This is a genomic window from Ferruginibacter sp. (assembly GCF_031391665.1).
Taxonomy (GTDB): domain Bacteria; phylum Bacteroidota; class Bacteroidia; order Chitinophagales; family Chitinophagaceae; genus Ferruginibacter.
Map to the genome: position 1 here is coordinate 1 of NZ_JANMUN010000102.1, position 5,443 is coordinate 5,443.

Below are 5,443 nucleotides of genomic sequence, written 5' to 3' on the forward strand. Positions count from 1 at the left end.
GCATTTCCTTTTTTACTTTCTAAGGCTTTATTAATTAAATAATCATCGGGGTTGTTGTAGGCAAACTCAACACCTTTTTGTTTGTAATAATTATAGATAATACTGGTGATAACATTTACCTGTTCTAAAGGGGTAAGATAACTGTTGAGCTCCAGCCATATATTTCGTTTTAATTTTTCAATTTCCTGCAGCACTGTATTTTTTTGCAGCTCCGGGTAATGATACCTGGCAACTAATAAAGCACCTTCTAACAAGTCGGCATCACCTGCGGCCCATGCTGTAAAATCGTTGGTTAAATCCCTGAAGTGTAAACGGTGTATCAGCAGTTCAATTTTTTCCTGTAAATCTTCACTGGTGGTATTTTCCCAAAGGTTTTCCAGGTTGGGGATAATGGCTTTGCCAAACGAAATAATTTTTTCGCTTACAGTATTATACACATATTCATCCGGATCATCAATCAGGTGCAGTAATGCTGATATTTCTTTATTTTCTTTCATTAATAATTAAATGTAGAAAATTGACTCTTAATAAAGAAGTTAAAATTTTCCACAGTGGTGATTAACTTTTTATACATTTTGTTTATGGCACACCAACTAACAGTATTTCATGTAAGCCATTTCTTAAAACAATAATATCATCTTACATAATAAACGAACTGTAATTACAAAAATTATATAACTATTTATGGAAATTGTATAAATTATTTTAACTGTTAAGCTCTTTTGCTTTTACTGTTGAAGTGAAATAAGATGAAGTTTTCAATTCATGAGTGATATTTATTACTCATCATCTCCCTAAAATAAAAATTCCCCCCGAAGAATCGGCGGGAATTTCTTTAACCCTTAAAACAACCAACATGAAATGTTGATTAATTATAAAGGCTTATTTACGATGTTTTATAAAGTATGGTTTTATTGGTCTTAATATTTCACAAATAGTTTTGATATAAACTTAAAGTTTTATACCAAAGCCAAATCCAATACCTGCTGCATGGTTTTTACATAATGAAACTTAATGCCTTTTATATACTGGTTGTTTATTTCCTCCACATCTTTTTCGTTTTGCCAGCACATAATTATTTCCTTTAAGCCGGCACGTTTGGCAGCCAATACTTTCTCTTTAATGCCACCAACGGGCAGCACCTGTCCACGTAAAGTAATTTCACCCGTCATGGCCAGGTAAGGTTTTATTTTACGGCCTGTAAAAGCACTGGCCAAAGCAGAGAGCATAGTTATACCTGCACTCGGCCCGTCTTTGGGTACAGCACCTTCGGGCACATGTATATGAATATCTTTTTTATTAAAAGTTGCTGCATCAATATTTACTTTTTTGCAGTTGGCTTCTAAATAAGTTAATGCAGTGCTGGCACTTTCCTTCATCACATTACCCAAATTACCAGTTAATTTTAATTCGCCTTTGCCTTCGCTTAATTGTGTTTCAATAAAAAGAATATCGCCGCCAACATAGGTCCATGCAAGGCCAACGGCCACACCCGGCATGTTGGCAATTTTGTACAGATCGTTACTGTATCTTGGCTTGCCTAAAATCTTTTCTACATCGTTGTTGGTAATGGTAGCTTTTAGTTTTCCTTTTATTACTAATTCTTTTGCCTGGTAGCGCATTACGCTTGCCAACTGACTGTCTAATTCCCGTACACCACTTTCTCTTGTGTAATCTTCAATAACTTTTTCTAAAACAGTATCGCTTAATTTAAAACTGGCTTCATTTAAACCATGCATTTCTTTTTGCTTGGGCATTAAATGCCTTTTTGCAATTTCAATTTTTTCTTCTACTGCATAACCGCTTAAATCAATAATTTCTAAACGGTCTCTTAATGCAGGTTGAATATTGCTGATGTTGTTTGCCGTGGCAATAAATAACACTTTACTTAAATCATATTCTAATTCTAAATAATTATCGTAAAAAGTATTGTTCTGTTCAGGATCCAAAACTTCTAATAATGCAGATGAAGGATCACCATGTACGGTGCTGCCCACTTTATCAATTTCATCCAGTATCATTACCGGGTTACTACTTTTTATTTTGCGTATAGATTGTATAATTCTGCCGGGCATGGCACCAATATAAGTTTTGCGGTGGCCACGTATTTCACTTTCATCATGCAAACCACCTAAACTTACCCTTACATATTTTCTGTTGATGGCTGCTGCAATACTTTTTCCTAAACTCGTTTTACCAATACCGGGAGGGCCTAAAAAACAAAGTATCGGGCTCTTCATATCGCCTTTTAATTTTAGTACGGCCAGATATTCTAAAATTCTTTCTTTAATTTTTTGCATGCCATAATGGTCATGGTCTAATATCTTTTTCGATTTTTTTAAATCGTACTGGTCTTCGGTATAATCTTCCCATGGCAGATCAAGCATCAGATCCAAATGATTATACGTTACCGAATAATCAGGAGTAGAGGGATGCATCCGCTCTAATTTTTCTACACCTTTGGTAAACATTTCTTTTGCAGCTTTAGGCCATTTTTTTGTGTCGGCTTTTTTCTGCATCTCTTTTACTTCGGCCACATTATCGCCACCTAATTCTTCTTTAATGGCTTTCATTTGCTGCTGTAAAAAATATTCCCGCTGCTGTTTATCTAATTCGTTACGGGTTTTATTGGTTACTTTATTTTTTAACTCCGCATACTGCAATTCGGTTTGCATTAAATTCATCAGCAATTCAGCTCTTGCTTTAATGTTACTGATCTCTAACAGCTTTTGTTTTTCTTTTATATCGCTGTTTAAATTGCTGCTTACAAAATGAATTAAAAAAGAAGGGTTCTCTATATTTTTTAAAATAATAGCCGCTTCGCTGGGCAGGTTAGGGGATAGGCCAACAATTTGCCCGGCCAGATCTTTAATACTGCCTACCATGGCTTCAAAATCTGCATCGCCTTTTAAATTTTCTTCATTTAAAATTTTTATTTTGGCTTTAAAATAAGGGTCATCTGTAGTAACTTCTTCAATCTTGCATCTTTTGCGTCCCTGTATAATTATTGTAGTGCCACCGTCGGGCATTTTTATCAGCTTAACAATTTTTGCAACTGTTCCAATATCTTCTAAATCACTAATGGTTGGTTCTTCTACATTACTGTCTTTTTGCGCTACCACGCCTATCAATTTGTCAGCCTTATAAGCATCATTTACTGCTTTAATGCTCTTATCTCTGCCAACAGTAATGGGTATTACCACTCCGGGAAACAGGACAGTATTGCGTAAAGGTAAAATAGGTAATTCGTCTGGAATAGCCTGTTCATCAACGTTTGGGTCTTCTTCATCGTTTAAGGGTATGATCGGCATAAACTCCATTTCATCTTCTGGTCCCTGCAAATAAAATTTTTTATCCATATTAATCTCAATATATAGTCAATTTGTCAAAACACACAGTTAAAATTGTATTATTTGTGCGGATGTGTATATAGTCAATATTGATGCCAATACAACCCCAAACCCCTGAAGGGGCTTACAAAGATTAAAATGATTTGCAGCACTTTTAAAGTTTCAAACTTAGTGTTAAAAAATTTCAATCAGAATTAGTGTTTGCTATTCGAATAAATTAACTGCCTAAGTTCCCCTTAAGGGGACAGGGGCTATCTTTGCACTCCATGTACATCAATTGCACCGATAAAGAACTTTTTATTTTAGAAAAAATTGCATCTGCTGCGGAAAAGTTACATGTGCCCTGTTATTTAATTGGTGGTTTTGTAAGAGATAAAATTTTAGGCCGCAATACAAAAGACATGGATATAGTTTGTGTGGGAGATGGCATTACATTAGCACACGAAGTTGCTGCACTATTTAACCCAACACCTGAAGTAGCATTTTTTAAAAATTTTGGTACCGCACAAATAAAAATTGGCAATGACTCAATTCAATCTTCTACTTTTCCCCCTTCAGGGGATAGGGGCTTTTTTGAGATTGAGTTTGTAGGTGCAAGAAAAGAAAGCTACGATTTTGCAAGCCGTAAACCTGCGGTAGAAACAGGTACTTTAGAAGATGATCAGAATCGCCGTGACTTTACCATTAATGCCATGGCGATAAGTTTAAATAAAAATGATTTTGGCGAACTGGTTGATCCGTTTAATGGTATTGCTGATTTAGAATTAAAAAATTTGCAAACGCCATTGGCGCCAGGCATAACATTCAGTGATGATCCTTTGCGGATGATGAGGGCCATTCGTTTTGCAACGCAGTTAAATTTTACTATTGAAGAAAAAACTTTTGCTGCCATTGCAGATATTAAAGAGCGGATAAAAATTGTTAGTGGCGAAAGAATTGCGGATGAGCTGAATAAAATTGTATTATCACCCAAACCATCTATCGGTTTTGATTTGTTATATAAAAGTGGGTTATTAAAAATTATTTTTCCGCAGATGGTAGCATTGGCCGGTGCAGAATATATTGATGGCATGGGGCATAAAGATAATTTTTATCACACCCTGCAAGTGCTGGATAATATAGCACCTAACACCAACGATTTGTGGTTGCGCTGGGCAGCTATATTGCATGATATTGCCAAGCCTGCAACAAAAAAGTTTGAAGAAGGTCACGGCTGGACCTTTCATGGCCACGAAGCATTGGGCGGCAGAATGGTACCCAAAATTTTTGCTCAATTAAAACTGCCGCAAAATGAAAAAATGAAATTTGTACGCAAGTTGGTAGAAATGCATTTGCGGCCCATCAGCCTGACAAAAGAAAATATTACTGATAGTGCAGTAAGAAGATTGTTGTTTGATGCAGGTGAAGATTTTGATGCACTAATGACTTTGTGTGCAGCCGACATCACCAGTAAAAACAAACAAAAAGTGCAGCGGTTTTTAAATAATTTCGACATGGTGCGTAAGCGTTGTGCCGAAGTGGAGGAAAGCGATCACCTGCGTAACTGGCAGCCACCCATAACCGGTGAGATTATAATGCAAACTTTTAATTTACCTCCGGATAGAAAAGTGGGTATTATAAAAAATGCTATAAGAGATGCCATTTTAGATGGAGAAATTACAAACGATTATGATGCTGCTTTTGCATTTATGATTTCGAAAGCAAAGGAATTGGGAATTGGTAACTAAATACAGGGAATTAGTAATTGGTAATTGGTAATTTGTAATTTGGTTTGTAATAGTTAAAGTCTTCAATTGTATTGCCAAATTCCCAATCCCAAATTCCTAATTCCAAATTTACAAGGCCAAATTCTCAATTACTATATTAATTCTTTATTTTTACGCCATGGCTATTTTACGTTTCAGAATTTATTGGGAAGATGACGACAGTATTTACAGAGATATTGCTATCCGTCATACACAAAGTTTTTTTGATTTGCATACCTGCATTTTAAAAAGTTATGAGTTCGACTCAAAACATAAAGCAACTTTTTACCGCAGTAACGATAACTGGTTAAAGGGCAGGGAAATTTCGTTAGAGAAATATGATAAAGT

General features: G+C 35.6%; 3 protein-coding genes and 1 pseudogene. 2 read left to right on the forward strand and 2 right to left on the reverse strand.

Annotated features, from left to right (window positions below; translation table 11 throughout):
* Together ACY651_RS08175 and lon are read right to left on the reverse strand one after the other, a co-directional pair.
* Window positions 1–497 (reverse strand): transglutaminase family protein (locus ACY651_RS08175; protein ID WP_462251540.1); only part of this gene is annotated, 497 nt, incomplete at its 3' end.
* Window positions 498–959: 462 nt separating this feature from the next.
* Window positions 960–3,359, reverse strand: coding sequence for an endopeptidase La (lon, locus tag ACY651_RS08180; RefSeq protein ID WP_462251542.1), 2,400 nt, complete (start codon window positions 3,357–3,359; stop codon window positions 960–962).
* Window positions 3,360–3,616: 257 nt separating this feature from the next.
* On the opposite strand from lon, the gene ACY651_RS08185 reads away from it, so the two are divergent.
* Window positions 3,617–5,077: a CCA tRNA nucleotidyltransferase gene (locus ACY651_RS08185; RefSeq protein ID WP_462251544.1), complete on the forward strand. Its 1,461-nt coding sequence runs from the start codon at window positions 3,617–3,619 to the stop codon at window positions 5,075–5,077.
* A 157-nt stretch (window positions 5,078–5,234) separates the two neighbouring features.
* Window positions 5,235–5,443 (forward strand): annotated as a pseudogene (locus ACY651_RS08190) (IS1096 element passenger TnpR family protein); the annotation flags it as partial.